Here is a 25,384-nt window from a genome sequence, read left to right as displayed (position 1 = left end):
GCCCGCTACAGCACCCCGCCGCGTCGCATCGCGTACTGCTCCATCAGCTGGCCGCGGGTCATCTCCAGCCGGTGCGCGAGCACCTCGGCGACACAGCGGACCAGCGACAGCCCGAGGGCGGTGTCCGCCTCGCACACCCGCAGCACGGTCGCCGCGTCGAACTCGTAGGCGCGGACCGGGCTGAACGCCACCGCGCCGAAGTCCCACTCGTACGGAGGGAACAGCCAGGACCAGCCCAGCAGGTCGCCCGTGCCGAGCCCGGCGACGGTGATCCGCTGCACCTCGTTCAGCCGCTGGTCCAGCGAGACGGCGCCGGAGCGTATGACCCAGAAGCGGTCGGCGTGCCCTCCGGACTCGAAGATGCGGGTGTCCTCCGGGAAGTACACCTCATGGGCCAGCGTCATCAGGCGCTCGCGCTGGTGGTGGGGGAGGGCGTGCAGGAGTTTGATCGCTTTGGTCATGGGACGGGGCTCCTCGCCGGGATGGTCCGGGTGCTTTCCCTCCCTACTCATTTCAGCCGCTGCCGCCGTTCGGGGCACCTCGACGGAGGGAACGGGTCCGGAAACTGCGGCGCCGGCCCGTGTGCGGGCATGAAAAAGCCCTGGCTGGACGGGGGAAGCCAGCCAGGGCCGTGAGCGGTGGTGTCCGGAGGAGTCTGGTCGACTCCGTCACCACGTATGAGTGAACGATAAACCATTCCCCAGGGGTTCGCGTAATCGGGGGGCTGTGCGTCCTGTGACCGGGAGGCTCCGCCCGTCCTACGCGACGACCCGGACGGTCTCCAGGCCCGGGTCCGTCGGGTCCGGCAGATACATCCCCGCCTCGAGACCGGTCCGCAGGTAGCGCAGCACCGGCTCGGTCAGCCGCTCGCCCGGCAGCACCGCCGGGATCCCCGGCGGATACGGCGTGATCATCTCCGCCGCGACCCGCCCGGCGGCCTTCTCCACCGGCACGTCCTCGGCCGGGCCGAAGAACGCGTCCCGCGGCAGCACCGCCTGCTCCATCCGCAGCTCGCCCGGCTCCGGCACCGCGACCCGCGGGCCCCCGCGCAGCCCGGGCGCCGCCCGGCTCAGTTCGCGCAGCGCCGACAGCAGTTCCCCGGTGGTCTCCCGGTCGTCGCCGTGCGTGATCTGTGCGCCGATGCGGCGATGGTCGACCAGATGGGCGTCGACCGCCCGGTGCTCGCGCAGCCAGTCCGCCGCCCGGTAGCCCGTGATGCCCAGGTCCTGGATGTCGATCACGCACGGCAGCGGGTCGAAGTCGTCGGCGAGACCCGGCCCGCAGTAGTCGTCCCGGCCGTCCACGTGCATCCCGTCGATCTCCTCGACGGCCGCCCGCACCTCGGCCGCCAGCGCCAGGGCCGACCCCATCAGCTCCTCGCCGCGCAGCGCCATCTGCCGCCGCCAGCCGTCCAGACCGGCGTAGATCAGCACCGAGGGGCTGGTGGTGCCCAGCAGGTCGGCGCGCGTGCCCAGCAGGGCCGGCGGCACCAGGTCTCCGCGCAGATGGAACACCGAGCCCTGCTCCAGACCGCTGCCCATCTTGTGGATGCTGGTCACGCAGATGTCCGCGCCCGCGTCCATCGCCCACGACGGCAGCCCCGGATGGAAGGGCAGATGCGCGCCCCACGCCTCGTCCACGATCAGCGGGCGCCCGCGCCGGTGGCACACCTCGGCGATGTCCCGCAGCGCCGCCGTAGCGCCGTACGGCGTCGGACTGGTCACCAGGGCGCCGCGCGCGTCCGGATGGGCCTCGAAGGCCGCCTCGAACTCCGCGGCCGACGGGGGATGCGCGACATGCCGTTCGGCGTCCCACCGCGGCTCCACCCAGACCGGCACGATGCCGGACAGGATCAGCCCCGACACCACCGACTTGTGGGCGTCCCGGCCGATCAGCAGCTTCTCGTGCGGCCCGGCGACCGACAGCATGGCCGCCTTGACCGACAGGGAGCTGCCGCACGTGCTGAAGAAGGTGTGCTCCGCGTGCACCGCGTCGGCCATCAGCTCCTGCGCCGACTGCAGCACCCGGCCCCGGGTGAGCCGGTCGTCCAGGCCGCCCGTCGCCAGCACGTCGCCCAGGAAGACGGCGTCCCCGAGGATCTCGCGCACCGCGGGATCGGCTCCCCGCGCCTGCTTGTGGCCCGGGGGCGTGAACCCCAGCCGTCCGCTGCGGTGGTACTCCTCCAGCGCTTCCAGAACCGGTGCCCGGTGGTGATCGGCAGTCATGCGGCGCCGGGTTCCCCGCTCCCGCGGCGCCAATCCGCCGCGCCGCGGGCGGGCGCGTCAGCCGGGCGTGGCGTGCTTGCCCGGCGTCAGGATCTCGTCCAGCACCCGCAGCACCACCCCGTAGGCCACCGTGCGGATCTCCGCGTCCCGCACCGCGCCGGCGTCCCCCGGATCCTCCCGGTCCAGCCGCTCGCCCCGGGCCCGCCAGGCCCGCTCCTCCTGTGCCGCGCAGGCCCGCGCCCGCTGGATGCGCCGCAGCAGTTCGTCCGAGTCCACCACATCGGTCATGCGTCCCGGGTACCCGCGGTGGGCCGCGGGATGACGGGCAGGCGGGAAACGTCCGGGAGGTTTGCCTGAACCGTGACAGGTGAGCCGAAAAGGGAGATCCGAGGCAAAGAACGCCTACCGCTGTCACGATCCAGGGAGCCGTCCCATGAGCGAGGAGCACCTCACCGAACCCGTTGTCCGGCCGCCCGGCGACCGGCCCGCCGGGCAGCCGTGCCCGTCCCGGCCCGCCGAGGTGCGCGAGGCCGTGCTGCGGGCGGTGGCCGAACGCTGCCTGGCCACCCGCACCCCCTGCGACACCGAGGCGCTGGCCGACGCCCTGCTCGTCGCATCGGAACTCACCACCAACGCGATCCTGCACGGCGGGGGAGTCACCGGCTTCGAGGTCGACGTCGACGGCCCCGGGGTCCGGCTGTCCGTCAGCGACCGCAGCGACGCCCTGCCCGTCGCCGTGCCGCCCGTCGACCAGGAGGGCCGGCGCCGCCCCGGTGGCCACGGCTGGCCCATCGTGTGCCGGCTGGCCCGCGACGTCCGGGTGTCCGATCTGCCCTCCGGCGGCAAGCGGATCACCGCCCTGGTCTCCCTGGTGTGAGGCCGCTTCGGGCGCCCTCCCGGGCCCCCGGCAATTTCCGCGAAGAAGTGGAGTTTGTTCTACCGGTCCGGGGGCAATCGGAGGTTCGTGCTTCGGACCGGAGGCGCGCCGGCGGGAGTGGTACGACCGCACCGGGACCCCTCCGTGCGTCCCCACGACGACCACCCCGCGGTAGATCCCTGAAACCACCGTTCGGGAGCTGAACCGCATGCTCATTGACACGTCCGCACCCCGTCCCGGCTCCTCCTCCGGGACGACCGCCGCCGCGGCCCGCCGGCGGCACGACGACGCCCCCGACACCACGACGCTCTTCACCCGGCTGGCGTCCCTCGAGGACGGACCCGAGCGGGACGCGGTCCGGGACGAGCTCGTCACCGCCTGGCTGCCCATGGCGCACCGGATCGCCGGCCGCTTCCGCGACCGCGGCGAGTCCATCGAGGACCTGCGCCAGGTCGCGGCCCTCGGCCTGGTCAAGGCCATCGACCGGTTCGACCCGAGCCGCGGGGCCTTCGAGAGCTACGCCGTCCCCACCATCACCGGCGAGGTCAAGCGCCACTTCCGGGACCGCATGTGGGCGCTGCGCGTGCCCCGCCGGATCCAGGAGCTGCGCAACAAGGTGCGGGTCGCCCGCCGCGAGCTCACCCAGAACCCCGGCAGCCCCGAGCCGTCCGTGGCGGACATCGCCGCCCACACCGGGCTGACCGAGGAGGAGGTGTCCGCCGGCATGGAGGCGCTGGAGAGCTTCAGCACCCTGTCCCTGGACGCCGAACTCTCCACCGACGACGACGGCTACAGCCTCGCCGACACCCTCGGCGCCGCCGACTCCTCCTACGACGTGGTGGTCGACCGCGAGTCGGCCAAGGAGGGGCTGCGGCGCCTGCCGGAGCGGGAGCGCGCCATCCTCTACATGCGCTTCTTCGAGGACATGACCCAGAGCCGGATCGCCGACCGGCTGGGCATCTCCCAGATGCACGTCTCCCGCCTGATCAGCCGCAGCTGCGCCCGTGTGCGCGCCGACGTGCTGGGACAGCGCTCCGCCCGCGGCGGCGGCCGGCCCACCGCCTGACCCCTCTCGACCCCCGCACCGTCCGCCCAGGAAAGCGAGTCCCATGCTGAAGCCCCACCCCACCGTGCTGCGCCGCCTCGTCGAGGAGTACGAGACCCTGACGGCGGCCCCGGCCACCGCTTCCGGGTCGCGGATCGCCGACCTGGCCTACACGCTGTGCGTGTCGACCGGAACCCGGGACGTGGGCAGGGCGCTCGCCACGGCACGCGCCTGGCTGGGGCCGGAGGACGGGAGCGACACCGCCGCGGCGGCCGCACCGGCCGCCGTGTGACCCGACGCAGGAAGGGAACCCGAGGCCCATGAGCGAATCCGAGTTCACCCCGGAGAACCGCCCCGTGGACGTGTATCTCGACCTGCTGCGGGTGCGGATGGACACGGAGGACTACCGGCTTCTGCTCCGTCTGGTGGAGCCGGTCCTCGAGGCCATCGACGAGCACCGCCTGTCGGGCCTGGACCTGGCGCTGGACGGCGGGGACGAGGAACTGCCCCAGGAGGTCCGCGACGAGGCCGCCCTGGTCATCGCCACGGCGGTCACCGGCCGCCTGGACAACGAGGTGGTCGAACTCGACGTCGACGACGACACCGGGCCGGTGCGGGTGGTCACCGACGCGGAGACCGCCGCGGACCCGTCCCGGCTGGGCGAGATCGCCGGCATCATCCGCGACCGCCACCGCCAGAACGAGGAGCTGCGAGGCATCGCCGAGGCCAGCGGACTCCCCACCGACTTCTGAGCCACCCCCTCCCCCTCACCGCCGGGGCCGCGGATCCGCTGATCCGCGGCCCCGGCGTCATGACCTCAGTGCTCCGGTGCCCTGACCGGCACGTCCAGCGGGCGGGCCAGGCCCACCACCGCCTCGTCCAGGCGTTCCAGGTGGCGCAGGACCCGGCCGGTGATGCGGCCGTAGCGGGACGCGTCGTCGTCGGCCAGGAGGGACGCGATGCTCGGGCCCGTCTCCACGGGGGCCGTGACCTCGTCGTCGGAGACGCGGGCGGCGATCGTGCGGATGTTGCGGACCGTGCGGCCCGCCGCGCCCCGTAGCCGGGGGTCCGCGGCGATGGACGGGTGGGTCGGCAGCAGTTGCGCCGTCGCGGCCAGCGAGCGCGCGTGGTACGCGCAGGTCTCCAGCAGCGCCACCACGTACCGGGCGGTGGTGCGCCGGGCCCGCAGCGGGGTGACCGGGTGCGTCAGCGGCTTGGTGGCCGAGCGCAGGTCGCCCAGCGCCTGGTCCAGCTCCCGCGCCTTGTCCAGCAGCTCGTCCGCGGGCCCGCCGCTGAGCTGCGCCACGGCCGCGTCCGTGACGTCCGACAGCCGCTCCAGCACCGTCACCAGCAGCTCGTTGGTGCGCCGGTCCGTCCGCACCGGCAGCACCAGCGCCGCCGCCACCACCCCGCACACCGCGCCCAGCGCCGTCTCCTCCACCCGCAGCACCAGCACCTCCCAGCTGTAGGTGTGCAGCAGCGTGTACAGCAGCCCCAGCATCGCGGTGACGAAGAACGACATCAGCGTGTACGAGAGGGGCGCCGTGTAGAACATGGCGAAGATCAGCGCCAGCACCAGCGCGAACGCCAGCACGGTGTTCCCGCCGACCAGCCCGGCCAGCAGGATCCCGGCCACCACGCCGAACACCGTGCCCAGCAGCCGCCGGTAGCCCTTGACCAGGATCTCCCCGGTGGACGCGGTGTTGATGAAGACGATCCAGCAGGTCAGCACCGCCCAGTACCAGCGGTCCGTGGACAGCAGCTCACCGCCGGCGATGGCCAGCGCCGAGCCGACGGACACCTGCACGGCGGCCCGCGTGGTGGGCCGCTGCAGCCCCTTCGCCTCCTCGGCCTCCTCCGCCTCCTCGGCGTCGATGGCGGCGTCCTCGGCGTCCAGCTCCTCCCGCGACCTGGCCGTCGCCGGACTGTCGTCCGACTCGTCCTGCGGGCCGTCCAGGGCGATCCGCAGCCCCATCACCGCGCGGGCCGCCTCGCCGATGCCCCGGAACACGTCCCGCACCGGCGCGGAGCCGGCCGGGAGGTTCTCCTCGTCCCGGTAGCCGAGCAGCCGGTTCCGCACCTGGGCCACGCCCGCGCCGGCCCTCCCGGTCCGCAGCACCAGCGCGCGCAGCGCCCGCAGATCGCGGCGGAGCAGCGCGGTCGCCTCCTCCGGGCCGGGCAGCCGGCCCACCTCAGGGGCGGGGGCGCCCGGCAGATGCAGGGTCAGGGTGTCCGCCCGCTCCGCGCTGCGGGCGGACAGCAGCAGCAATCCGAGCCGCTCGGCGGCGATCTCCGCGTCGGCGACGCGCCGCTGCACCAGGCGCGCGGTCGGCTCGTCGGGCGTGCCCTCCTCCAGCCGGCTCTGGATCATCAGCGCCGTCTCGTGCAGCCGGGCGGTGCCCTCGCGCACCTCCTCCAGCGCCTTGTCGGCCTCGTCGGGCCCCGCGTCCAGCAGCGCGATCTGCGCGGACACCAGCCGCGCCAGCCGCACCCGGAACGCCTGCCGCAGCCGCGCAAGCAGCCCGGCCGGCGTCACCGGCACGACGGCGAACCGCACCAGGGCGCTGCACGCGAAGCCGACCGTCATGACCGCCCACAGCGCCGGGAGCTGACCGGGCGTCGCACCCACGAACAGGGACACGAAGTACATCTGGAAGCCGATCAGGCCCAGCGTCATCCCGCGGTCCCCGAACCGGCGGCCGTACACCGCGCAGAAGACCAGGGCGACGGCGAAGACGTCGCCCACCACCACCCGTTCGCTCAGCAGCGCGCCCAGCGACACCGACACCAGCGCCACCGGCAGCCCGAGCGCCAGCGTGACCGCCTGCGCCCCGCGCCGCCGCTCCCGGATGGCGAAGGTGGCGGCCATCGACGTCATCGCGCCCGCCACCAGATGGGTGATCTCCGCGCCGGTCGGGGCGAGCACGGCCAGCGTCAGTGCGATGGCCCCCACCGTGCGCAGCCCGGCGGTCAGCCGCAGCAGCCCGGGATCGGACGCCGCCAGGTGGTCGCGCAGCCATGTGCCCGACCGGCGTCCCGCCGCCTTCACGCCCGCGCACGCTCCCCCGTCGTCACCGCTCCGTCCGCCGCCCCGGCCTCCGTGCGCCGGGTCACCGAGCCGCCCGGCCCGCTTCCTCGACGTGCGCCCGCACCTGCTCCGGTGTCAGGTAGGCGTCCAGGTACTCGAAGTCGCGCAGGTTGCCCGGCCGGTGCGCCTGGAAACCGGTGCGCACGAAGTCGTCGCCGGCCACCGCGTTCAGCAGCCAGTTGGTCATCACGCGGGTCTTGGCGACACCCGTGCGCAGCGCGGACCAGTGGTAGCCGCGGGCCACCGCCTGGGCGGGCAGGCCGTGCAGCTCGTAGCCGAGCGGCTTGGACACCGCGTCGGTGCCGCCGAGGTCCACCACGAGCCCCAGGTCATGGTGCATGTACGGCCGGGTCGGCCGGCCCCGCAGGGCGGCGATGACGTTCTCCGCCACGTGCCGGCCCTGCCGCAGCGCGTGCTGCGCGGTCGGCGGGCACACCGCCCCGTCGCCCTTGGCCAGGTCCGGCACCGCGGCCGAGTCGCCGAGCGCGAACACCCCGTCGTGCCCCGGAAGCCGCATGTCCGCGTTCACCGCGAGCCGGCCCCGTACGGTCTCCGCGTCGAGCGTGCCGATCAGCGGGCTGGCCACCACCCCGGCGGTCCAGATCAGCGTGCGGGTGGGCACCACCCGGCCGTCGGTGAAGGTGACCTCCTCGGCGCCCGCCTTGGCGATGGACACGCCCAGCGAGATCTCGATGCCGCGCCGGGTGAGGATCTCCTGCGCGCTGCGGCCCAGCTTCTCGCCCAGTTCGGGCATCAGCTTGGGCGCGATGTCGATCAGATGCCACTTGATCAGGCCCGGGTCCAGCCGCGGGTAGCGCTTGACGGCGGCGTGCGTCAGCCGCTGCAGGCAGGCCGCGGTCTCGGTGCCCGCGTAACCGCCGCCGACCACCACGAACTGCAGCCGCGAGGCGCGCGCCGCCGGGTCCGTGCAGGCGTCCGCAAGGTCCAGCTGGGAGATCACGTGGTCGCGCAGGTAGGCGGCCTCGGCCAGCGACTTCAGCCCGAAGGCGTGGTCGGTGAGGCCCGGGATGTCGAAGGTGCGGGTGACGCTGCCGGGCGCCAGCACGATGTAGTCGTACGGCTCGTCGACGATCTCCCCGGCGATGGTCCGGATGACGCACACCTTGGCCCGGAGGTCCACGCCGATCGCGCCGCCCGGGATGATCCGGGTCCGGTACTTCGCGCTGGTCCGCAGGGAGATCGCGATCGACTGGGGGGTCAGCACCCCGGAGGCGACCTGGGGGAGCAGCGGCAGATACAGCTGGTAGGACATCGGCGTCACCAGCGTCAGCTCCGCCTCGCCCGGAGTGAGCCTGCGCTCCAGCCGTCGCACGCACTCCACGCCGGCGAAACCGGCGCCCACCACGAGGATCCTGGGTCGTGTCACGGTGTCCATCCCTTCGTGCGGCTTCAGGCGGTCCGCCTCGAACGTCGATGCCTGACGCGTGCCCCTCTTCAGGTCCACGATGCCCGCCCCGGCCCCGGACCGCACCGGGAGCGCCGGGGCGGGGGGCCCGCACCGGCGCCCGCACCGGGCCGTGCCCGGGGTCTCAGCCGCGCAGGTGACAGAGCAGCAGGCACACGTCGTCGTCGCGCTCGGAGTCGCTGAGCAGGGGCTGCAGGACACGGTCCGCCGCGTCCTCCAGATCCGTGTCCAGCTCCGCGCGTTCGAACGAGGCGAGGGCCGCGCCGAGGCGCTCGATGCCCGGGTCGATGCCCCGGGAGCGCCGCTCCACCAGCCCGTCGGTGTACAGGGCCAGCGTCGAGCCGGGCGCCAGCCGCTCGGTGTGGTCGGGGATGTCCTGGCTCAGCGGGATGCCCAGCATCGCGCCCGGCTTGGCGTCCAGCGTGCGCACCTCGCCGTCCGGCAGCCGCAGCACCGGCGGCGGGTGGCCCGCCGCGGCCCAGGTGAGGGTGCGGTCGTCCGGGTGGAAGCGGGCGATGACGGCCGTCGCGAACAGGTCCGGCTGGAGCTGGCGCAGATAGCCGTGCAGCCGGGTCAGCAGCCGCCCGGGGCTGTCGCCGTCCACGGCGTAGGCGCGCAGCGCGGTGCGCAGCTGGCTCATCATCACCGCCGCGTGCAGCCCGTGCCCGGTCACGTCGCCGATGACGGTGACCAGGCTGCCGTCCCGCTGCCGGAACGCGTCGTACCAGTCGCCGCCGATGTTCAGCCCGTGCGTGGCCGGCAGATAGCGCGCCGCAAGACCCACGCCCGGGGCCGACGGCAGCTCCGTCAGCAGCGCGCGCTGCAGCGTCTCCGCGATGTCCCGGTTGTGCTCGAAGCGGCGGGCGTTGTCCAGGGCGATCCCGGCCCGCCGGGCGAGCTCGATCAGCATCACCGCGTCGTCGGGGTCCCACCGCTCGCCCTGCGGCGACAGCGTCAGCACGCCCACCGGCGCCCGGCGCGGCGTCAGCAGCGGCACGCACAGCAGCGGCCGGTCCGGAGCCAGCGCCGACGGCGGCCGGTCCTCCACGCCCGGCAGGTTCCCGGGGTGGTCGGCGGCGTACTGCGGACGCCCGGTGCGGGCCGCCTGCACCGCCGCGCCCGGGTGGGCGGAGGGCAGTGACCGCCCGTCCTCGTGGTCGAACAGCCAGACGTCGACGCCGTCGGCGTACCGCGGCACCAGCAGCTCCGGCAGCCGGCGCAGAATTTCGTCGTGGTTCAGCGACGCGGTCAGCACGGCGCTGGCGTCCGCGAGGAACGTCAGCCGCCGCCGCGCGTTCTCCGCCTCCGTGCGGGCCCGGCGCTCCGCGGCGAACGCCTCCCGCTGCGCCCTGCCCGCCGCGTCCAGCTCGGCGTGCAGCGCCAGGACGCCCTGGTTGGTCTGGTGCAGCTCCTCCCGGTGGAAGGCGACCAGCCGCTCCTGCTCGGTCAGCTCCTCCAGCACCACCGAGGTGTCCTCGTCGGCTCCGAGCAGCCCCTCGGACAGCGCGGCCGCCTCCTCCGGCACCGGGCACGGCTCGGACAGCCGTCCCGGCTCGGGGCAGGGCACGCCCGTCGTCCACGGGGCGCGCTCCCCGGCGGCGCCGTCCGGGGCCGGGACGACCACCACGTGCAGCTCGCCCGGGCCGCCGTCCGCGCCGCCGGTGCTCTCCACGGTGAGCAGCCATGTGCCGCCCTTGGTGAGGCACTGCCGCAGCTGCCCGCTCAGGGCGGTGGCCAGCCGGGTCCGGGCCACGGTGGGCACCCCGCACGCGGCGGCAAGCCGCGCCACGGCGATCCGGGCGCGGGCCGCGTCGGTGACGGTCGCGATGCGCCAGGCACGCGTCATGAAGAAGCCTCCGGGACGTTGGCGAGCACGGCCACGGCGGTGTCGTCCCGTACCGGACGCGCCGCGCTGCCCGCGTCGCGGACCGCCACGGCGGCCGTCACGGCCGGGTCGGCCGGGGGCACGCCGGTGTCCGCGGGCGGCGTCCAGCGGGACGGCAGCCCGTCCGTGTGCAGGATCAGCAGGCTCTCACGGGTCCAGTCCGCCTCGTCCTCGCGCACCGTGCGGGGCCGGTGCGCGCCGACGATCCCGGGCCGGGACAGCAGCGTCCGCCAGCGCCCGCCGTCCCGCAGCCGCGCGGTCACGTTGCCGATGCCCGCGAAGCGCAGCCGCCCGGTCCAGGTGTCGAGCTGCACCGCGGCGACCGCCGCGCCGCGGGTCCCGGACAGCGCGGTGTGCAGCCGCTGGAGCAGCTCGGCGGGCGGCAGCCGGGCGCAGTGGCGCAGCTCCTCGACGGCGGCGTCGGAGGCGCGGGCGGCCTCGGCGCCATGGCCGAGACCGTCCGCCAGCATCAGCGTCACCCGGTCGCCCGAGCGCACCCACGACCAGGCGTCCCCGGACAGCTCCGCGCCCGCGAACGGCACGTTGACACCGCCCGCGTGCACGCCGAGCGACCGCACCGGCTCCCCCTCCGCGGGGACCGGTCCGGCCGTGGCGGGCCCGATCCGGGCCACCGCGACCGTGCCCCGGCCCACCACGCTGTGCAGGCCGAACGCGTCGGCGATCCGCCGGCACGTCCCCAGACCCGCGCCGAGCGAGCCGCCGGTGGTGAAGCCGTCCTCGAACGCGCCGGCCACGTCGGCGATGCCCGGCCCGTGGTCGAGGGCCGTGATCTGCACGGCCCGTCCCGGCCGCCCCTCGGGCAGCACGGCGGGATCGACGACGTCGACCACCACCTCGCCCGCCGTCGCGTGTGTGAGCAGGTTGGTCGCCAGTTCCGTGGCCACCAGCGCGCACGCCGCCCGGCGCTGCTCGTCCAGCCCGGCGCGGGCCGCGGCCTCCTCCGCCGCCACCCTGACGTCGCGCACCCGGGTCGCGTCGTGCACCGGCACGTGCCGGACGCGCGGCATCACGCGCCCCCGCGCGGCCGGACCGGCCGGGACACCCAGGAGGTCACCCGCACGGTGGTGCCCGCCCCCGGGGTGCTGTCCACCTCGAAGTCGTGCACCAGGCGCCTCGACCCGCCCAGCCCCATGCCCAGTCCGTCGCCCGAGGTGTAGCCGTCACTGAGGGCCCGCTCGAGATCCGGGATCCCGGGGCCCTCGTCGGAGAAGGTCAGCCGCAGCCCGGCCGTGCCGTCGGCGGCGGTGACCCGCGACGTCTCCAGCACGCCGCCCCCGCCGTGCACCAGCGTGTTGCGGGCCAGCTCGCTGGCGGCCGTCACCAGCTTCGTCTGGTCCACCAGACCGAAGCCGACCCGGGTCGCGGCCTGCCGCACGTGCTGACGCACCCACGCGAGGTCCATGTCCGACCGGATGGGCAGCCGCGCCTCGACGTCCGCGGCGGTGTCCATCACGGTCTCCCCTCGCCGTCGGGCCGGTTCGCCACGACGGGCTGCGCCAGCAGCGCCAGCGCCGCCTCGGTGTTCAGAGCCGTACGCAGCTCCGGGAACGTCAGGCCCAGCTCCACCAGCGTGATGGCGACCGCCGGCCGCATGCCCGCCACCACGGTCCGCGCGGCCAGCAGCTCGGTCTGCGCCGCGGTCTCGGCCAGCACCCGGCCCAGGAAGGAGTCGACGATCTCCACTCCGGAGATGTCGATGACCACCCCCGTGACCCGGCTGGCGGCGATCGTCTCGGCCAGGTCCTGCTGGAGCTGGGACGCCATGCCGTCGTGCAGGTCGCCCTGGAGGGTGACCAGCAGCACGTCCCCCAGCCGCAGCACCGGCACATGGCCCGCGACCGGGCGGGCGTAGTGTTCGCTCACCGCCGGACCGCACCCTCGGCCGGGGCGTTCACGATGTTCGCCCCCAGCTCGTGGAGGCAGTACCCGAGCGCGTCGGCGAGGCTCGCGCGGGTCTTGACCGTGCCGAGGTCGAGGCCGAGGTGGACGATGGTCTGCGCGATCGCCGGGCGGATGCCGGAGACGACGCACTCCGCGCCCATCAGCCGGGCGGCGGCGACCGTCTTCATCAGGTGCTGCGCGACCAGCGAGTCGACCGTCGGCACGCCGGTGATGTCGAGGATCGCGAACCGGGCGTGCTGGTCGACGACCGCATTCAGCAGCGTCTCCATCACCACCTGGCTGCGGGCGCTGTCCAGCGTCCCGATCAGCGGGACCGCCACGATCCCGTCCCAGAGCTTGATCACCGGTGTCGCCACCTCCAGCAGCTGCAGCCGCTGCCGGTCTATCAGGGCCTGGTTCTCGCTGAGCGCGGTCTGCATGGTGACCAGCCGCAGCGTGCCCATCAGCACGCTCAGCGCGGTCGCGCACTCCCGCCGCCGCTCGGGGTCCTCCTGTGCCAGATCGGCCACCAGCAGGTTCTCCACCGGCGGCAGCAGCGCGGCCAGCTCGCTGGAGACCTGGGTGGTGGACAGCCCCGCGCGGGAGCGGGCCGCCCCCATCCGGGCGAGCTGCTCGCGGACCCCGGTGAATCCCGCGGCGTCCGGGTCCTCGATCCGCTGCGCGTCTGCCACCTGGGCCAGCGCGTCCACGATCACCCGGCCCGCGTCCACCGCCTCGTCGCGCGAGACGGTGAACACCGTGCGGAACAGGGGCTCGTCGGCCCATCGCTGGGCGACCTGCTCCCGTCGCCGCCGCAGGAAGTCCCCGACCTCCCGGGCGGGGCTCGCCTGGGTCGTGTCCGCTTCGTGCTCCTGCACCTGTCTGCTCTCTTCCTCGTCGTCACAAGCGCCCGGACCCGTGCCGGGACCGGGCGGGGCGGTCCCGCTCAGGCCTCGGGCTCGGCCGGGGCCGCCTGGAGCCGGTCGACGCGCTCCAGCGCCTCGTCGACGCTGTCCGACACCGGCACGGTGATGCTGACGCCCGTCAGATCGAGGATCCGGCGCACCGCGGGGGTGGGGGAGATGATGTGCACGCTCCCCGGCAGCTCCCGCGCCTCCTGGTAGACGCGCAGGATGATGTTCATACCGGAGGAGTCCATGAACGGGACCTCCGACAGATCCAGCAGGAAGTGCCGGCGCCCGTGGTGCAGCTGGTTCGCCAGGTGGTGCTGGAACTCGGTCGCCGTGTCGACGTCCAAGTAGCCCTCGACGGTGACGAGGGCCACATCCTCACGAGGAAGTGTCACCTCGACGGACAACGGGTCCTGGGCAATGGGCACGAGTACCTCCAACAAGGTGATCAAGCTCTTCGTCGCGCAGCCGCGCGTACCCCCGAATCGCCCGCTCATTCCTGCATCCGCCCGATCGGCCGCCCGGGTGACCTACCCCACCCTGATCCCCACGATGCAGGTGTCGTCGTCGGTGTCCGACCTGCTGTACGTGAGCAGCCGGTCGAGCCGCTGGTCGAGCGTGCCCGGCACCGTGGCCGCGGTGGTGAGGAGATGCGTCAGCGACTCCTCCACCGAGCGGTCCCGGCGCTCGATCAGCCCGTCCGTGTACATCAGCAGGTTGTCCTCCGCGGCGAGCTGCACCTCGCCCTCCTCGTAACGCGCCTCGGGGACGGCGCCCAGCAGCAGACCGCTCACCGCCGGCAGCGGGGCCGCCTCGGAGCCGCGCACCAGCACCGGCGGCAGATGACCCGCCCGCGCCCACCGCAGGACACGGGTGGCCGGGTCGTACAGGCCGCAGACCGCCGTGGCCGTGACCCCGCCGGTCAGATGGTGCGTCACCATGTTCAGCCACGACAGCAGCTGCCCAGGACCCGCGCCGGTGACGGCGAGCCCGCGCAGCGCGTTGCGCAGCACGACCATGCTGGTCGCCGCCTCGATGCCGTGACCGGCGACGTCGCCCACGCACAGCAGCACCAGACGGGACGGCAGCACCACCGCGTCGTACCAGTCGCCGCCCACCAGCTGCTCCGCCTCGGCGGGCCGGTAGCGCACGGCCACGTCCAGATCGGGCATCTGCAGCGGCGCCTGCGTCGGCGGCATGATCGCGCGCTGGAGCTGCAGCGCCAGCCGGTCCCGCTCGCTCGCCTGCTGCTCGGTGTGCGCGAGCTGGTCCCTGGTCGCCGCCAGCGCCACCTCGGTCCAGTGCTGCGCCGAGATGTCCTGGTAGGCGCCCCGTACGGTGAGCAGCCGCCCGTCGGTGTCCAGCACCGGCTCGGCGACCACCCGGATGTGCCGGGTCACGCCGTCCGGCCGCTGGAGCCGGAACGCGGCCGAGGCCGGGCGCCGTTGGTGCAGCAGCGTGCGCAGGAAACGGCCGATGGCGACCGCGTCGTCCGGGTGCGCGTGCGCCGGAAGGTCCTCCAGCGGCACCGGCGGACTGGTCTCCGGACGCCCGTACAGGTCGAACAGCTGGTCGTTCCAGGTGATCTCCCCGGTCAGCAGGTTCTCCTCGAACCCGCCGATCCGGCCGAGCCGCTGCGCGTGCTGAAGGAGGCTGGCCAGCCGGGCCGTCTCGTCCTCGATCCGCCAGATGAACAGGATCCCCGCGCCGTGCCGGCTGACGCTGATGTCCGCGACGGCCGACAGCGGCACCTGGTCGACCAGCGCGGTCAGATGCATGCGCCGGGCGCGGAACGGCTCACCCGTGGCGTACACCCGCTCGATCCGCTGGAACAGTTCGCTCTCCCCGGCGGCCATCGGGTACGCCTCCAGCAGCAGGGCCCCGCCGACCATGCCGCGCGGCCGGCCCGCCGGGTCCAGGAAGCGGCTGTTGACGTGCTGGATGCGGAAGTCGAGCAGGTTCCCCGACTCGTCCAGGTGCGGCACCAGCACCAGGGCCGGGTCGTACAGCCCGTCGGCCAGGTCCATCAGCTCGGCCGCGTCCGGCAGCACCCGCTGCGGACGGGCGGGCCCGTCGGGCGCCGTGTACGTCTCCAGGGTGTGCGCGCACAGCTCGGCCAGCGCCTCCACCTGACGCACGATCTGCGGCGGCTGCGGGGGCAGCGGCGCCGGCCAGACGATCTCCAGCACGCCGTACACACGCCCGCCGGTGCCGGCGGGCACGGCGGCCCGCCCGCCGTCGGGGTGGTGGTGCCGGCCCACGCTCGGCAGCCCCCGCTCCGACAGCGACTCGATCCACAGCCCCTCACGCTCGGCCAGACCGCACCGTGCGACCGTCGCCACGTCCGGCGGCACGTAGCACCAGCGCGCCGCCTCGGCGGGGGAGAAGCCCGCACTGCCGGCCAGGGTCAGCGACCCGTCGGCCCCCGCCGCCCAGATCGCCACGGCCACCGCGCCCAGCGGACGCAGCGCCTGCTCCAGCAGCGACTCGGCCACCGCCTGGGTGTCGTCGGCGGCGAGCGCCCCGCTCTCCGCCGCCCGCAGCCGCACGGCCGCCGGGTCCGCCTCACCGGCCGCCCGGGTGGCGGCCAGGAAGGCGTGCGTCACCTCGGACATCCGGTCCCGGGCGGCCTGGTTGATCACCTCGACGGCGAACTCCAGCTGGGTCGACCCGGCCTGCTCGGTCAGCTCGGCGAGCTGCCGCGCCGCCTGCGCCGGACCGCACCCGAGACGCTCCACGAGGATGCCCTTGGCGAGCTCGATCAGCGCCCGCCCCTCGGCCTCCGCCTGCGCGGCCCGCACCTCACGGCTCAGCCGGTCCACCGTCGCGGCCAGCCGGCCCACGGGGGAGTCGGCGGGCACCCCGGCCGGACCCGCCGGGGTGCGCCGCAGCTCCATCTCCTCGGGCGCCGGCTCGCCCACGTGGTCCTGGACGCTCATGCCGGCAGCCAGCGGCGCACGCAGGCGATCAGCTCACGGCTGTCGACCGGCTTGGTGACGTAGTCGCTGGCGCCCGACGCGAGGCTCTTCTCCCGGTCCCCGGGCATCGCCTTCGCGGTCACCGCGATGATCGGCAGGTCCGCGTACTGCGGCATCGACCGGATCTCGGCCGTGGCGGCGTACCCGTCCAGCTCGGGCATCATCACGTCCATCAGGACCAGCGCCACGTCCGGGTTGTCCACCAGTCTCTCGATGCCCTTGCGGCCGTCCTCGGCGTGCAGCACCCGGAAGCCGTGCAGCTCCAGGATGCCGCTGAGCGCGAAGAGGTTGCGCGCGTCGTCGTCGACGACCAGCACGGTCCGGCCCGCGAACGAGCCGTCCACCACGGCCTCCGGCGCGGTCCGCTGCGCCTCGTCCGGGCGCACCAGCGACAGCACGTCACCGGGCTCCTCCGCCGACAGGTGCAGCGCGATCCGCTCCCGCAGCTCGTCCAGGCTGGACAGGAACTCCAGCGCCGTGCCCGAGCCGCGTTCGCGCAGGCTCGCCTCCACCCCGGCGTCGGCGCGGTGCCCGCTGTGCACCAGGACGGGCACGCTCGCCAGGGCGGAGTCGCCGCGCAGCGCCTCCAGGAAGCGGGTCACCTCCGCCTCCGCCATGCCCAGCTCCAGCACCACGCAGTGGCAGGGGTCGGCGGCCAGCGCACCGGCCGCCTCCTGGGCGCCGACGGCGGTGATGATGTCGACCGCCGGACGGGAGCCGCCGCCCGTGTGCGCGACGTCCTGGACCACGCTCTCCGCGACCAGGGTGAGCAGCCCCCGGGGCCGCTCCTCCACCACCAGCAGCCGGCGCGGGCGCCGGCCCTGCTGGGAGGGGGCCGCCTCGATCGCGGGCGTCCGGCCGGACGCGGCCTCGGGCAGCTCCTCCCCGGCCGGCTCGCCCTCCACGGCCGGCGCGGGCCGCAGCTGCTGCTCGAAGTCGGGCCGGGCCACCGGCAGGAACAGCGTGAACGTGGAGCCCTGGCCCGCGACGCTGTCCACGGTGACCGCGCCGCCCAGCAGGTGCGCGATCTCCCGCGTGATGGACAGGCCCAGGCCCGTGCCGCCGTACTTGCGGCTGGTGGTGCCGTCGGCCTGCTGGAAGGCGCCGAAGATCGACTCCAGGTGCTGCTCCGGGATGCCCACGCCGGTGTCCCGCACCCGGAAGGCGACCACGGGACCGCCCCGCAGCACCTGCTGGGGCACCTCGTCGTCCGGGGCCGGCTCGATCCGCAGCTCCACCTGGCCGCGCTCGGTGAACTTCACCGCGTTGGACAGCAGGTTGCGCAGCACCTGACGCAGCCGCGAGTCGTCGGTGAGCAGGTCCGCGGGCGCGCCCGGCGCGGTCGCCACCGTGAAGTCCAGGCTCTTCTGCATGGTCATCGGCCGGAACGTGGCCTCGACGTACTCGACGAGGCGGCGCAGCTCCACCCGCTCGGGGCTGACGTCCATCTTCCCCGCCTCGACCTTCGACAGGTCGAGGATGTCGTTGATCAGCTGCAGCAGGTCCGAGCCCGCCGAGTGGATGATCTGCGCGTACTCCACCTGCTTGGGGGAGAGGTTGCGCGAGGGGTTCTGCGCGAGCAACTGGGCCAGGATCAGCAGGCTGTTGAGCGGGGTGCGCAGCTCGTGGCTCATGTTCGCCAGGAACTCCGACTTGTACTTCGAGGCGAGCGACAGCTGCTGCGCCCGCGCCTCGAGTTCCTGCCGGGCCTGCTCGATCTGCAGGTTCTTCGCCTCGATGTCCCGGTTCTGCGCGGCCAGCAGCGCCGCCTTGTCCTCCAGTTCGGCGTTGGAGCGCTGCAGTTCCTCCTGCTGGGTCTGCAACTCCGCGGACCGCTCCTGAAGTTCGGCGGTGAGCCGCTGCGACTCCACCAGCAGCTCGTCGGTGCGGGCGTTCGCCACGATGGTGTTGACGTTGACGCCGATGGTCTCCATCAGCTGCGCCAGGAAGTCCTGGTGGATCTGGGTGAACGGGGTCACCGAGGCCAGCTCGATCACGCCGAGCACCTGGCCCTCGACCACGATCGGCAGCAGCACCAGGGCGGTCGGCACCACCTGGCCGAGCCCGGAGGAGATGGTCACGTAGTCCGGCGGCAGCGCGTCCACCATGATGGTGCGCCGGCTGCGCGCGGCCTGCCCGACGAGCGTCTTGCCGAAGGCGATGCGCGTCGGCCGCCCGCTGTCGTCCGGGTAGCCGTAGGAGCCGACGAGGCGCAGCTCGGGGCCGTCCTCACCGTCCTCCGCGAGGTAGAAGGCGCCGTACTGGGCCGACACCAGCGGCACCAGCTCGTCCATGATCAGCTCGGCGACCACGGGCAGGTCGCGGTGACCCTGCATCAGCCCGGACACCCGGGCCAGGTTGGTCTTGAGCCAGTCCTGTTCCTGGTTGGCCCGGGTGGTCTCGCGCAGGGACTCCACCATCGCGTTGATGTTGTCCTTGAGTTCGGCGACCTCGCCGGACGCCTCCACGTTCACCGAGCGGGTCAGGTCGCCCTCGGCGACCGCGCTGGTCACCTCGGCGATCGCGCGGACCTGCCGGGTGAGGTTCCCGGCCAGCTCGTTGACGTTCTCGGTGAGCCGCTTCCAGGTGCCGGAGACGCCCTCGACCTCCGCCTGCCCGCCGAGGCGTCCCTCGGTGCCGACCTCGCGGGCCACGCGGGTGACCTCCTGGGCGAAGGCGGAGAGCTGGTCGACCATCGTGTTGATGGTCGTCTTCAGCTCCAGGATCTCGCCGCGCGCGTCGACGTCGATCTTCTTCGACAGGTCGCCCCGGGCCACCGCGGTCGTCACCAGCGCGATGTTGCGCACCTGGCCGGTGAGGTTGTTCGCCATGGAGTTGACGTTGTCGGTGAGGTCCTTCCAGGTGCCCGCGACACCCGGCACGTGCGCCTGTCCGCCGAGGCGCCCCTCGGTGCCGACCTCGCGGGCGACACGGGTGACCTCGTCGGCGAACGCGGACAGCGTGTCCACCATCGTGTTGATGACGTCGGCGAGCGCCGCGACCTCGCCGGCCGCCTCGACGCGGATCCGCTGCGACAGGTCGCCCCGGCCCACCGCGGAGGCGACCTGGGCGATGGAGCGCACCTGGCCGGTCAGGTTGGACGCCATCACGTTGACGTTGTCGGTGAGGTCCTTCCAGGTGCCCGACACCCCCCGCACCTGGGCCTGTCCGCCGAGGCGCCCTTCGGTGCCGACCTCGCGGGCGACGCGGGTGACCTCGTCGGCGAAGGCGGAGAGCTGGTCGACCATCGTGTTGATGGTGTTCTTGAGTTCGAGGATCTCGCCGCGGGCGTCGACGGTGATCTTCTGCGACAGGTCGCCCTTCGCCACCGCCGTCGCCACCAGCGCGATGTTGCGCACCTGGCCGGTGAGGTTGCCCGCCATGAAGTTCACCGAGTCGGTCAGATCGCGCCAGGTGCCCTTGACCCCCTGCACGTCCGCCTGCCCGCCGAGGCGTCCCTCGGTGCCGACCTCGCGGGCGACGCGGGTGACCTCGTCGGCGAAGGCGGAGAGCTGGTCGACCATCGTGTTGATGGTGTTCTTGAGTTCGAGGATCTCGCCGCGGGCGTCCACGGTGATCTTCTGCGACAGGTCGCCCTTCGCCACCGCCGTCGTCACCTGGGCGACGTTGCGGACCTGCGCCGTGAGGTTGCCCGCCATGGCGTTCACCGAGTCGGTGAGGTCCGCCCAGGTGCCCGAGACCCCCGGCACCTGCGCCTGACCGCCGAGCGTCCCCTCCGTGCCCACCTCACGGGCGACACGGGTGACCTCGGAGGTGAACAGCGACAGCTGGTCCACCATGCCGTTGAAGACCTTGGCGATGTCCCCCATGAGTCCGTCGGCGTCAGCGGGCAGCCGGGTACCGAAGTCCCCGTCCCGTACGGCCGTCAGTCCCGCGAGGAGCTGCCTCAGCTCCTTGTCCCCCGGCACCGTGTCGGTCCCCTCGGTGCTTCTGCTGGTCATGCGCACCCTCGTTCCGGCCCCATTCAGAGCGCATTTCCGCAGATCAGCGGAGTCGCGCGGAGAGAAATACGCCGCAGACTAACCCACCTGGCGGGCATGCGACAAAGCAGGACGCCGGCCGTCGGGGCCCGTCGAGAATCACGGTTCCCGGTGTGCATGTTCCCGCCGAGGCGGGGTACCTGAGCGGATTTCACGTCCGCCCCGCCAGGCCGGCCGCTTTCGGCGGGCGCCGTTCGAATGTGTGCCCGCCGGAGGGGTATCTGCTCGGGTGGAGGGGGGCGGAGTCCGGCCCCGCTCCTATGAAGGGGGAGCAGTTCATGAGGAGCAGTCGTTCTTCGGGGAGGCCGGAAGCAGTGCCCACCGACAGCATCTGGTCGTACGCGCCGGGCCTGGACCACGCCCGCGGGGCGGACCTCACGGGTTACACCGTCGTCGCGCGCGACGGAACCGCCGGCCACGTCGACCGTCAGGCCGGCCACCACGGCATGCCGCACCTCGTCGTGGACACCGGCGTGTGGGTGTTCGGCCGCAGCCTCCTGGTCCCCGTCGGGGTGATCACCTCCGTCGACACCGCGGAGCGGAAGCTGACGGTGTCCTGCACCCGGGCCGAGCTGAAGGCCGCGCCGCGCTTCCGCACCGACAGCGAGACCATGGACCTCGTCTATCTCACCACCGTCGGCCTCTACTACGGCGAGCTGCCCCGTGAGGAGCGGCCCGCCGGCTGAGACACGCGCCCCGGCGGCCCGCCGCCGAGGCGCTCACCACGGCAGGAAGACGTGGATGTCCTTCCCGCGCTCGTGGGTCACGACGCTCACCTGGTCGCAGAGCGTGTGGATCAGATGCCACCCGATGCCGCCCCCGCCGCTGTGCGGATGGAACGGGCGCGGGGCCGGCTCGGTGGTGCTGGTGTCGTGCATCACGACATGCACCCCGTCGAACGTGCGGCGCAGCCGCAGCTCGAACGGTCCGGGGGCGTACTGCACCGCGTTCGCGGCCAGTTCCGTGACCACCAGGAGTATGTCGTCCCAGTGCTCCGGCGCCGACGGCGCCGACGCACGGGCCAGGTCGAAGAGGAATTCCTCCGCGACCAGACGTGCGTCCGTCACATCGTGCAGCTCCCCCGGGAAGCTGGCGATGCGGTTCGTGATCTCCTCGCCGGCCAGTGTCCTGTCCCTACGCGACTCGGGTGCCATGTCGCCTTCCAGGCCCCGGTCACTGCCGGGGCGGTCGTCGCTGGTGTTGCGTTCCCCGATCTGTGGGTTCCCGTGCGGGCGGAGCCTACGCGCCCGCCTGCCCGACGGTGCGGGGTGACAAACCCCGCACCGCGTCGCGCGATGATCAGCGGAACACGTCGTCCTCGTCCCACACCGACGCGTCGGCCGGCACCGGGGTGCGCGCCGGGCGCGTACGGGACTGGTACATGGCGTCGATCTCCAGCGCGTAACGGCGCACGATCTCGTCCCGCCGCAGCTTCATCGACGGCGTCAGCAGGCCGTTGGACACGTCGAACGGCTCCGGCAGCACACGGAACACACGGATCGACTCCGAGCGGGACACGCTGCTGTTGGCCGCGGCGACCGCCCGCCCGATCTCCTCCCGCAGCGCGTTCTCCTCCCGTGCCTCGCGCGCCGGGGCGTCGCCCTGCAGCGACAGCGCCGCCCGCCAGTCCGCCAGGAAGTCCGGGTCCAGCGTGATCAGGGCGCCCACGCACGGCCGGTTGTCGCCCACCACCACGGCCTGGTGGACGAGGGGGTGCATCCGCAGCCGCTGCTCCAGGGCGGCCGGGGCCACGCTCTTGCCGCTGCTGGTGATGATGATGTCCTTCTTGCGGCCGGTGATCGTGAGGTAGCCCTCGCCGTCCAGCCGGCCCAGGTCGCCGGTGGCCAGCCAGCCGTCCCGCAGGGCGGCCCGGGTGGCCGCCGGGTCGCCGAGATACCCCTGGAACACCGACGGCCCGCGCACCAGGATCTCCCCGTCCTCGGCCACCTTGACCGCGGTGCCCGGCAGCGGCTGCCCGACCGTGCCCGACTTCTCCCGGCCGTACGGCTGCATGGTCACGCCGCCGCTGGTCTCGGTCAGGCCGTAGCCGTCGTGCACGAAGATGCCGATGCCCTCGTAGAAGAGGGACAGGTCGCGGGAGAGCGGCGAGCCGCCGGAGGTGGCCCGCAGCACCCGGCCGCCGAGGGTCGCCCGTAGCTTGCGGTACACGGTCCGCTCGTACAGGGCGTGCTGCATCCGCAGGTCGAAACCCGGACCGGAGCCGCGTCCGAGCCGCTGCCGCTCCGTCGCCGCCGCGAAGTGCCGCGCGGTGTCGGCGGCCCGCTCGAACAGCGCCCCGCGCCCCGACAGCTGCGAGGCGCGCAGGAAGTTCTTGTAGATCTTCTCCAGCAGGGACGGGACCGCGTACAGATAGGTGGGCCGGAACGAGCGCAGGGACGTCGAGAGCGCGTCCGCGCCCAGATCCGGCTCGTGCCCCATCAGGAGGCCGCCGCGGATGCACAGGCTCTGGATCATCAGCCCGTACACGTGGGAGAACGGCAGGAACGCCAGCACGGACCCCTGCTCCCCGGGCGGCGCCGCGACATGGCCCCAGCCCGCCAGCAGCGTGTCGCAGATGAACGCCAGCCCGCGGTGGCTGAGGGCGCAGCCCATGGCGTGCCCCGAGGTGCCGGAGGTGTACGCCACCACGGCCGTGGCGTCGGGCAGCACGATCCGCCGCATCGAGTCGACGGTGGCCGCCGGGATGGCCTCGCCCCGCGCGACCAGCTGGTCGAGCGCGCCCGCGTCGAGCTGCCACACATGCCGTAGCCGGGGCAGCTTCGCGCACACCGAGCCCACGGTCATCACGCTCTGCTCGTCCTCGACCAGCACGGCCACACAGCCGGAGTCGCGCAGGATCCACTCGACCTGTTCCCGCGAGGAGGTGGGATAGATCGGCACGACCTCGGCGCCCACCGTCCACAGGGCGTGGCACAGGACGGTCCACTCGTAGCGGGTGCGCGCCATGATCGCGACGCGGGTGCCCGGTGAGATGCCGGACGCGATGAGGCCCTTGGCCAGATCGACCACCTCGTCGCGGAACTCCACGGCGCTGACCTCCTCCCAGGTGGCGGAGGCCGGACCGGTGCGGCGGGCCAGCACCGGCATGGTCGGACTCTCGGCCGCCCTCGCGAACAGGCTGTCGGCGAGGCCGCCGGTCAGGGGAGAGGCGGACGGCGGAGCGAGAGCGAGGTCGCGCATGCACTGCTCCTCACGGTGACGGGGGGTGGCGGTGCATGAATGTAGTCCAGCGGGCCGGGCCCTGGGCCGGGATCACGTCAAGTGTGTCCGCACTGATGATCCTGCCGCTTTCGGGGGACCCGGTCCCCATGACCTACGTCAATCCCGATCCCGATCCGGACCGCACCACCGGCCTGGAGGCGGGTGGCGGCGTCCCCCCGGGCGAAACCCCGCCCGCGGAGAGCAGCATGCCCGAGGCAGGCCCGTACGAGCTGTCCCACAACCCCGCCAAGGGCTGGGGCAAGGGCCCCCTGACCGCGATCCTCGTCGTGGTGGCCCTCGTCGCGGCCTTCTTCCTGGTCTACGCGATCATCCTGCTCCTCTGACGACCCCCGCCACCCCGGCCACCGGCCTCCCAGGCCGGCGGCGGGGGCGCGTGCGGCCCTGTGCCTAGCCGCGGTTCCGCTTCGCCAGCTCCTCGGCGTAGTTGTACGCCGCGGCGCTGCCCTGCTTGCCGGGGGAGAGCTTCACGATCGCCTCGTCCTTGTCCGGGTCGCCGCTGAGGTACGCCTCGGTGAGGACATAGGGCAGGCCGCCGACGCGGAGGCGGATGCTGCCGTCGGGGTAGGCGCTGACGCGTATCCGCCGGCCGTCCGGCAGCACTATCGGATCGGCGACGAAGTGCGCCTGAAGCGGCTGGTCGGCCATGCTGACCTCCGGCATCCGGGCCCTGCGCGGGCGTGGAAGGTGTCGGCAGCCTACCGTCGTCGCCTATTCCTGCGTATGGCGGACGCACTCCGTGACCACGTCCCGGAGGCTTTCCGTGCGTTCCAGGAGGGCGCGCTGGATCATCGCGCCGTTGCCGTCGCGGAGCAGGCGTGCGCAGCCCTCGCGGGCGCGGTCGAGGTCGCCGTGGTCGACGAGGGCGTCCGCGACGTGGTCGAGGAGGGCGCGGACGACCGCCTCGGCGGGCATCCTCCGCATCGTCTCCGGGTGCAGCAGCTCGCCGGTGAGGCCGGAGCGGGCCGCCTGCCAGGCGGACAGCCGCAGCAGGGAGACCCCCGGGTCGACCGGCTCCCGGCCGTCCCGCCACTCCCTCGCCGCCGTCTCCACCAGCGCCCGCGTCAGCGTGGCCACCAGCGCCGCGGTCTCCGCCTGCAGCGCGACGTCCGAAACCCGTACCTCCACCGTCGGGTACCGCTCGGACAGCCGGGCGTCGAAGTAGATCATCCCCTCGTCGAGGATCACGCCGGTCGCCACCATGTCCGCGACCCGCCGGTGGTACCGCTCCGGCGACTCGAACAGCTCGGTCGGCCCCGCCGACGGCCAGCGCTGCCACACCCGGCTGCGGTAGCTGGCGTACCCCGAGTCCTTGCCCTGCCAGAACGGCGAGTTCGCGCTCAGCGCGGTCAGCACCGCCAGCCACGGCCGCAGCCGGTCGAGAACGGCGACGCCCTCCTCGTCGGACTCCACCGACACATGCACGTGACAGCCCAGGACGAGCTGCTCACGGGTGGCGATGCCGTACTGCCGCTCCATCCACCGGTACCGCTCGTTGACGCCGACCGCCGGGCTGACCGGCAGCGGCGACGTGGCCAGCGCGGCGACCGTGCAGCCGATCTCCTCGGCGTGACCCGCGGCCTCCTTGCGGCAGCGGGATATCTCCGCGTGCAGGCGCTCCATGGACGACTGCGGATGGGTGGCGAACTCCACCATCTGCTCGTGCAGTTCCTTCTCGAAGACGTCCTGCCCGGCGTCCTCCCGCTCGGCCCGGGCGAGCACCGCCGCGGACATCGCCCGCGGTTCACCCGTCTCCGGATCGACCAGGAGGAGCTCCTCCTCCACACCCACGGTGCGCACCTGATG

Annotated in this window: 23 protein-coding genes; 6 read left to right on the top strand and 17 right to left on the bottom strand. The window is 73.5% G+C overall.

From position 1 onward, the window contains the following. Positions 1–5: 5 nt before the first annotated feature. From ACP7TJ_RS02285 to ACP7TJ_RS02275, 3 genes are all read right to left on the bottom strand, one after another. Complete coding sequence (locus tag ACP7TJ_RS02285) at positions 6–461, bottom strand: cyclic nucleotide-binding domain-containing protein (RefSeq protein WP_093768467.1); 456 nt, start codon at positions 459–461, stop codon at positions 6–8. 297 nt (positions 462–758) lie between these two features. Continuing rightward, positions 759–2,225, bottom strand: a complete 1,467-nt coding sequence (locus ACP7TJ_RS02280) for an aminotransferase class I/II-fold pyridoxal phosphate-dependent enzyme (protein WP_093768468.1) — start codon at positions 2,223–2,225, stop codon at positions 759–761. A 57-nt stretch (positions 2,226–2,282) separates the two neighbouring features. Next, the gene (locus ACP7TJ_RS02275) at positions 2,283–2,513 is read right to left on the bottom strand and encodes a hypothetical protein (protein WP_189910502.1); all 231 of its coding nucleotides are present in this window, start codon (positions 2,511–2,513) and stop codon (positions 2,283–2,285) included. 145 nt (positions 2,514–2,658) lie between these two features. Between ACP7TJ_RS02275 and ACP7TJ_RS02270 the strand changes: the two genes are divergently transcribed. From ACP7TJ_RS02270 to ACP7TJ_RS02255, 4 genes are all read left to right on the top strand, one after another. Further along, positions 2,659–3,102 carry an ATP-binding protein gene (locus ACP7TJ_RS02270; protein ID WP_093768470.1) on the top strand — a complete coding sequence of 148 codons (444 nt, stop codon included), beginning with the start codon at positions 2,659–2,661 and terminating at the stop codon, positions 3,100–3,102. A 208-nt stretch (positions 3,103–3,310) separates the two neighbouring features. Then, positions 3,311–4,168, top strand: a complete 858-nt coding sequence (locus ACP7TJ_RS02265; RefSeq protein ID WP_189910503.1) for a SigB/SigF/SigG family RNA polymerase sigma factor — start codon at positions 3,311–3,313, stop codon at positions 4,166–4,168. Between the two features lie 43 nt (positions 4,169–4,211). Next, a complete protein-coding gene (locus ACP7TJ_RS02260; RefSeq protein ID WP_093768472.1) occupies positions 4,212–4,439 on the top strand; it encodes a DUF5133 domain-containing protein in 228 nt (75 codons plus the stop codon). A 28-nt stretch (positions 4,440–4,467) separates the two neighbouring features. Next, positions 4,468–4,899 (top strand): hypothetical protein, encoded by a 432-nt coding sequence (locus tag ACP7TJ_RS02255; RefSeq protein WP_019526741.1) that lies wholly within the window; start codon positions 4,468–4,470, stop codon positions 4,897–4,899. A 65-nt stretch (positions 4,900–4,964) separates the two neighbouring features. On the opposite strand, the gene ACP7TJ_RS02250 is transcribed toward ACP7TJ_RS02255, so the two are convergent. From ACP7TJ_RS02250 to ACP7TJ_RS02205, 10 genes are all read right to left on the bottom strand, one after another. Continuing rightward, positions 4,965–7,196, bottom strand: a complete 2,232-nt coding sequence (locus ACP7TJ_RS02250; RefSeq protein WP_093768473.1) for an FUSC family protein — start codon at positions 7,194–7,196, stop codon at positions 4,965–4,967. Positions 7,197–7,257: 61 nt separating this feature from the next. Continuing rightward, on the bottom strand, positions 7,258–8,631 hold the full coding sequence (locus tag ACP7TJ_RS02245) for an NAD(P)/FAD-dependent oxidoreductase (RefSeq protein WP_266404049.1): 1,374 nt from the start codon (positions 8,629–8,631) through the stop codon (positions 7,258–7,260). Between the two features lie 154 nt (positions 8,632–8,785). Then, the gene (locus ACP7TJ_RS02240) at positions 8,786–10,507 is read right to left on the bottom strand and encodes a PP2C family protein-serine/threonine phosphatase (protein ID WP_427761889.1); all 1,722 of its coding nucleotides are present in this window, start codon (positions 10,505–10,507) and stop codon (positions 8,786–8,788) included. Beyond that, positions 10,504–11,574, bottom strand: coding sequence for a SpoIIE family protein phosphatase (locus tag ACP7TJ_RS02235; protein WP_427761887.1), 1,071 nt, complete (start codon positions 11,572–11,574; stop codon positions 10,504–10,506). Before ACP7TJ_RS02235 ends, ACP7TJ_RS02240 begins: the two co-directional genes overlap by 4 nt. Further along, positions 11,574–12,017, bottom strand: coding sequence for an anti-sigma regulatory factor (locus ACP7TJ_RS02230; RefSeq protein WP_093768476.1), 444 nt, complete (start codon positions 12,015–12,017; stop codon positions 11,574–11,576). The genes ACP7TJ_RS02235 and ACP7TJ_RS02230 overlap by 1 nt, the downstream gene beginning before the upstream one ends. Beyond that, positions 12,017–12,430 (bottom strand): STAS domain-containing protein, encoded by a 414-nt coding sequence (locus ACP7TJ_RS02225; protein ID WP_093768477.1) that lies wholly within the window; start codon positions 12,428–12,430, stop codon positions 12,017–12,019. The genes ACP7TJ_RS02230 and ACP7TJ_RS02225 overlap by 1 nt, the downstream gene beginning before the upstream one ends. After that, positions 12,427–13,326 (bottom strand): STAS domain-containing protein, encoded by a 900-nt coding sequence (locus tag ACP7TJ_RS02220; protein ID WP_189910505.1) that lies wholly within the window; start codon positions 13,324–13,326, stop codon positions 12,427–12,429. Before ACP7TJ_RS02220 ends, ACP7TJ_RS02225 begins: the two co-directional genes overlap by 4 nt. Positions 13,327–13,394: 68 nt before the next feature. Continuing rightward, on the bottom strand, positions 13,395–13,787 hold the full coding sequence (locus ACP7TJ_RS02215) for an STAS domain-containing protein (protein ID WP_093768498.1): 393 nt from the start codon (positions 13,785–13,787) through the stop codon (positions 13,395–13,397). 102 nt (positions 13,788–13,889) lie between these two features. Further along, positions 13,890–16,298, bottom strand: coding sequence for a SpoIIE family protein phosphatase (locus ACP7TJ_RS02210; protein WP_427761886.1), 2,409 nt, complete (start codon positions 16,296–16,298; stop codon positions 13,890–13,892). After that, positions 16,295–20,299 carry a HAMP domain-containing protein gene (locus ACP7TJ_RS02205; RefSeq protein WP_427761885.1) on the bottom strand — a complete coding sequence of 1,335 codons (4,005 nt, stop codon included), beginning with the start codon at positions 20,297–20,299 and terminating at the stop codon, positions 16,295–16,297. Before ACP7TJ_RS02205 ends, ACP7TJ_RS02210 begins: the two co-directional genes overlap by 4 nt. Positions 20,300–20,652: 353 nt before the next feature. Here ACP7TJ_RS02205 and ACP7TJ_RS02200 point away from each other — a divergent pair, with 353 nt between their 5' ends. Further along, entirely contained in the window at positions 20,653–21,024 is a 372-nt protein-coding gene (locus tag ACP7TJ_RS02200) for a hypothetical protein (protein WP_093768481.1), read from the top strand. 33 nt (positions 21,025–21,057) lie between these two features. On the opposite strand, the gene ACP7TJ_RS02195 is transcribed toward ACP7TJ_RS02200, so the two are convergent. Together ACP7TJ_RS02195 and ACP7TJ_RS02190 are read right to left on the bottom strand one after the other, a co-directional pair. Beyond that, entirely contained in the window at positions 21,058–21,492 is a 435-nt protein-coding gene (locus ACP7TJ_RS02195) for an ATP-binding protein (RefSeq protein WP_093768482.1), read from the bottom strand. 145 nt (positions 21,493–21,637) lie between these two features. Further along, complete coding sequence (locus ACP7TJ_RS02190; RefSeq protein WP_093768483.1) at positions 21,638–23,539, bottom strand: AMP-dependent synthetase/ligase; 1,902 nt, start codon at positions 23,537–23,539, stop codon at positions 21,638–21,640. Positions 23,540–23,667: 128 nt separating this feature from the next. Here ACP7TJ_RS02190 and ACP7TJ_RS02185 point away from each other — a divergent pair, with 128 nt between their 5' ends. After that, positions 23,668–23,904: a DUF6480 family protein gene (locus ACP7TJ_RS02185; protein WP_093768484.1), complete on the top strand. Its 237-nt coding sequence runs from the start codon at positions 23,668–23,670 to the stop codon at positions 23,902–23,904. A gap of 64 nt (positions 23,905–23,968) precedes the next feature. Here the strand turns inward: ACP7TJ_RS02185 and ACP7TJ_RS02180 are convergent, their stop codons facing one another. Together ACP7TJ_RS02180 and ACP7TJ_RS02175 are read right to left on the bottom strand one after the other, a co-directional pair. Then, positions 23,969–24,226, bottom strand: a complete 258-nt coding sequence (locus ACP7TJ_RS02180) for a hypothetical protein (protein WP_367496427.1) — start codon at positions 24,224–24,226, stop codon at positions 23,969–23,971. Positions 24,227–24,289: 63 nt separating this feature from the next. Continuing rightward, positions 24,290–25,378 carry a glutamate--cysteine ligase 2 gene (locus tag ACP7TJ_RS02175; RefSeq protein WP_380799066.1) on the bottom strand — a complete coding sequence of 363 codons (1,089 nt, stop codon included), beginning with the start codon at positions 25,376–25,378 and terminating at the stop codon, positions 24,290–24,292. Between the last annotated feature and the right edge of the window lie 6 nt (positions 25,379–25,384).

It is taken from the genome of Streptomyces sp. DSM 41931 (assembly GCF_050271085.1).
Taxonomy (GTDB): Bacteria; Actinomycetota; Actinomycetes; order Streptomycetales; family Streptomycetaceae; genus Streptomyces; species Streptomyces albogriseolus.
Note: the sequence above shows the minus strand (reverse complement) of the source record. Positions and strands in the feature narration are given on the sequence as shown.

Coding starts and splice junctions, on each gene's coding strand:
- ACP7TJ_RS02205 (WP_427761885.1), bottom strand. CDS start 20,299: ATGACCAGCAGAAGCACCGAGGGGACCGACACGGTGCCGGGGGACAAG.
- ACP7TJ_RS02280 (WP_093768468.1), bottom strand. CDS start 2,225: ATGACTGCCGATCACCACCGGGCACCGGTTCTGGAAGCGCTGGAGGAG.
- ACP7TJ_RS02210 (WP_427761886.1), bottom strand. CDS start 16,298: ATGAGCGTCCAGGACCACGTGGGCGAGCCGGCGCCCGAGGAGATGGAG.
- ACP7TJ_RS02235 (WP_427761887.1), bottom strand. CDS start 11,574: ATGCCGCGCGTCCGGCACGTGCCGGTGCACGACGCGACCCGGGTGCGC.
- ACP7TJ_RS02270 (WP_093768470.1), top strand. CDS start 2,659: ATGAGCGAGGAGCACCTCACCGAACCCGTTGTCCGGCCGCCCGGCGAC.
- ACP7TJ_RS02185 (WP_093768484.1), top strand. CDS start 23,668: ATGACCTACGTCAATCCCGATCCCGATCCGGACCGCACCACCGGCCTG.
- ACP7TJ_RS02260 (WP_093768472.1), top strand. CDS start 4,212: ATGCTGAAGCCCCACCCCACCGTGCTGCGCCGCCTCGTCGAGGAGTAC.
- ACP7TJ_RS02180 (WP_367496427.1), bottom strand. CDS start 24,226: ATGGCCGACCAGCCGCTTCAGGCGCACTTCGTCGCCGATCCGATAGTG.
- ACP7TJ_RS02255 (WP_019526741.1), top strand. CDS start 4,468: ATGAGCGAATCCGAGTTCACCCCGGAGAACCGCCCCGTGGACGTGTAT.
- ACP7TJ_RS02240 (WP_427761889.1), bottom strand. CDS start 10,507: ATGACGCGTGCCTGGCGCATCGCGACCGTCACCGACGCGGCCCGCGCC.
- ACP7TJ_RS02230 (WP_093768476.1), bottom strand. CDS start 12,017: ATGGACACCGCCGCGGACGTCGAGGCGCGGCTGCCCATCCGGTCGGAC.
- ACP7TJ_RS02265 (WP_189910503.1), top strand. CDS start 3,311: ATGCTCATTGACACGTCCGCACCCCGTCCCGGCTCCTCCTCCGGGACG.
- ACP7TJ_RS02285 (WP_093768467.1), bottom strand. CDS start 461: ATGACCAAAGCGATCAAACTCCTGCACGCCCTCCCCCACCACCAGCGC.
- ACP7TJ_RS02245 (WP_266404049.1), bottom strand. CDS start 8,631: ATGGACACCGTGACACGACCCAGGATCCTCGTGGTGGGCGCCGGTTTC.
- ACP7TJ_RS02275 (WP_189910502.1), bottom strand. CDS start 2,513: ATGACCGATGTGGTGGACTCGGACGAACTGCTGCGGCGCATCCAGCGG.
- ACP7TJ_RS02195 (WP_093768482.1), bottom strand. CDS start 21,492: ATGGCACCCGAGTCGCGTAGGGACAGGACACTGGCCGGCGAGGAGATC.
- ACP7TJ_RS02190 (WP_093768483.1), bottom strand. CDS start 23,539: ATGCGCGACCTCGCTCTCGCTCCGCCGTCCGCCTCTCCCCTGACCGGC.